At 40.4% G+C, this 3,258-nt stretch carries 2 protein-coding genes; both read left to right on the top strand.

Translation table 11 applies throughout. From position 1 onward, the window contains the following. The coding region (locus LHW48_00295; protein ID MCB5258901.1) for an FG-GAP-like repeat-containing protein at nucleotides 1–1,089 on the top strand (1,089 nt) is incomplete at its 5' end. A gap of 10 nt (nucleotides 1,090–1,099) precedes the next feature. Beyond that, on the top strand, nucleotides 1,100–3,258 hold a 2,159-nt coding region (locus tag LHW48_00300), incomplete at its 3' end, for a hypothetical protein (GenBank protein ID MCB5258902.1).

Consider the following 3,258-nt stretch of genomic DNA (forward strand, 5'->3'; position numbering starts at 1 on the left):
ATGCTTGGTGATGTAGATGGGGATGGGTTTGACGATGTTGGTATTTTCTATTACTTAAACTATCATCCCTGTTTCGATATCATGTGGGGAGGGTCTTTTACACGGCAAAACATACTATCTCTTGATTTTACAAGTTCGGCTGCTAATGGATCAATCATAGGAATTGGCGATATTAATAACGATGGATATCATGACTTTTCCATAGGATACGTTGAGGAGCAGCAGGGAGCAGAGCAATATTCCACCGTCAAAATGTATTATGGGAACAGTAATAGGGTGTTCTCTGATTATACACTTATGATTCACACGCCAAATCCTATCACGAGAAGATGCATCCCTCTTGGTGATTTAAACAATGATGGATTCGACGATTTTTTGGGTTATATTGACAATTTAGGAATGAATGTTTGGTTCGGGACAGGTGCCAATCTTCCTCTATCTCCCAGCGTTATTTTAAATCCTGTTTATTTTGGAAATTCTCAAGTAAGAGGAATAAACTTTGGTGATATCAATGGCGATGGCTTCAGTGATGTAGTTGGTGCCAGCTATAACTCTCGCCGCTTTGCAGTTTGGCTGGGTAGCAGCAACATGGACGGACACGCAGACTGGCAAAAAGGCAGCACTCATGATAATTTTGGCTATGATCTGGCCATGGGTGATTTCGACGGAGATGGCTATTGTGATATAGCCGTTTCTGCTCCTAAGGAGAATGGCGGACTCTGGCCATATCACGATTATCGGGGCTATGTGTTCATCTATGCCGGGAATCCTGGAATGGTGGCCAATGAAGATCTGCATACGCCGCTACTTGTAGAGCAAATACAGCTAAAGCTCAGCCCTAATCCGGTGCGAAGCGGCAATACAATCAATATCGAGATTAGGAAACCTGCGGATGTAAAAGGTAAAACTGCCGAGGTTCAGGTCTTTAATATAAAAGGCCAGTTGGTCTATCAAGAAGAAGATAAAGCTATTTCTGCAGATAATGCTACTTGGTCACTCAATCTAAACAAGCTCACAAACGGTGTGTATCTTTGCCGGGTAAAAATCGGCAAATTGCAGACCACTAAACGGTTCACCATCATAAAATAAGGAGAATACCATGAAAAAGTATTTTATCATCGCATTTCTCGTCGCTTTGGGAATGCAATTATTAGCAGTCACTGCCGATGAATTTTTAATAGGCGCATATTCTCAGTACCAGATCAGATATACAGGTTCCAATTATGCGGATAAATTTGATGATCTGGGAGGATTCCTTCATAGTGCTGGATACAACGCAACGACTTACAGCCTAACAAATGATCACTCAGATAAGTTACAAAATATATTTGCAACTATGGACAGCAACAGTGTAAAGAGCATGTTAATTGACAATACGTGGCTTTCACCGAGCGGCGAAATCGGACTGAGTAGTTTGTCATTTGCCAATAAATTACAAATTGAAGCAGAATATCAGTTCAAGACATCTGAAGGAAGTTTTGTCGTGGACAATCTCACTACTGCTAATGAGTTAGTTTGCATGGAATCGTATGACTATGTAACAATGCATGAATGCGGAACCTTTCTTGAAGATTTTCAATACTCAAACGATCATGCTTGGTTATGTGACTCTGCAGAAGGTCATTTAGCGGGTATGGCCTTGTCCCACCCCAGGAGGAGGTGGAAACCAGGGAATAAAGATTGGCCAAGTATGCTGAGCAAAGATATTCTATTTATCCGCGAAGCATTACAAGACCCAAATAGCAAACTGTACATATCTGTAGCAATGAGGTTTGCAGATCTCGCTCCTGGAGACCCTGTAGCGAGTATAAGCCTAAAACTTCACAATCCACCTGCTCCCGATGATTATGATGAATATGCGATTTATGACACAAGCACTTATGTAAATGTGCCCCTTACTCCTATCGACGGCAGCTCTTATGGAACAAACATCACCGAACAAACTCCTTCTTCAATACAGGATGATTATGGTAATTACCTGTTTGAATATTACGTTGATTTATCAGCAGTCACCTCAAGTATGACCGGTAATATAAATTCCTCAACCCGTCAGTTCTATCACATCAATCCAGAAGTCTATTGGCACGGTAACGGCAAATTGGTCATTGATTATATAGTAATCGAAGATGGAGTCAATAGATCTGTAAGGCAAAACCCAGCTTCACCGTATCTCAATTATTTAGAATCTCACATTAATAGTATGGAGTCAGTTGACACCCATAACAATTTGCTCTATCTTTATGGCAAGGATGAGCCACGTGCAGGCCAACTGCAAATATATAAGCATACGCAAAATTATCTGAAGACTTTAACCCCTCCCCGTAAATCAATTACAGCCGTGTGGTTGAAGGACTACGATTTGATAAAACATGATAACATCCGCTATAATTATCAAAAACGATTCTTAAGTGAAGTTAATCCAGATAGAATTATGGTGGATATTTTCCCTTTGCAAGGAAATATTACATGGAATAATGACATGAGTCCTGGCCAATCAGTTCAATCCAGAATTGATAACATGGTACACTACTTTTATCATAAGCTCGTTACAAATATCCGAGATTCAACCAATCCCGACACTGAGGTCTTCTACGTACCTCAGACCTTTGGAAATGTGCTCTCTGCTACAGATATGTGGTCGTACAATATGCCACCCCACAGCATGATAAAAGCCCTTAAGTTTTTGCCCCTATGTTACGCTGCAGACGGCACTGTAGATTTTTGCGTAGCTATTAATCCGAATATAGAAACAGAAAAAGGTAATTGGGTGACGCCGTTGTCTCATGATCTGGCTGGAGGTAGCATGTATAATAATCTAAGAATTACTGATCATGTATCAGCGTATAATATGATAACTGACGCCAACGAAAAGATTGCAAAATACGGCCCGATCATCAGAAACTTAAACTGGCTTAATGCTAATAAATTGATGACAAGCGGTATGAAATCTACAGCAGCATTAGACCATGATGATCAGATTAGTCTTAATAGTTTGCTATTAAATGATTTGCATGTTGAAGCGGAGGTGGATGCAACTGGTTACACTGGATACGTGCAATGTGGATATTACCTTGATTCTATGGGAATGCCTTACTACATGTTAGTCAACAGAAGATCAGTATATAAAAGAGCAGGAAGTGAAATTCCTCCAGGCACGCCGTTAAAATCTGTTGACCTATTCTTCAATGACGCAGAGCCACAAGAAGTTTGTTTTGAACCTGATAATAATAGTCACAACATATTTGGGACACACGTTGC

Source organism: Candidatus Cloacimonadota bacterium (genome assembly GCA_020532355.1).
Classification (GTDB): Bacteria; Cloacimonadota; Cloacimonadia; order Cloacimonadales; family Cloacimonadaceae; genus UBA5456.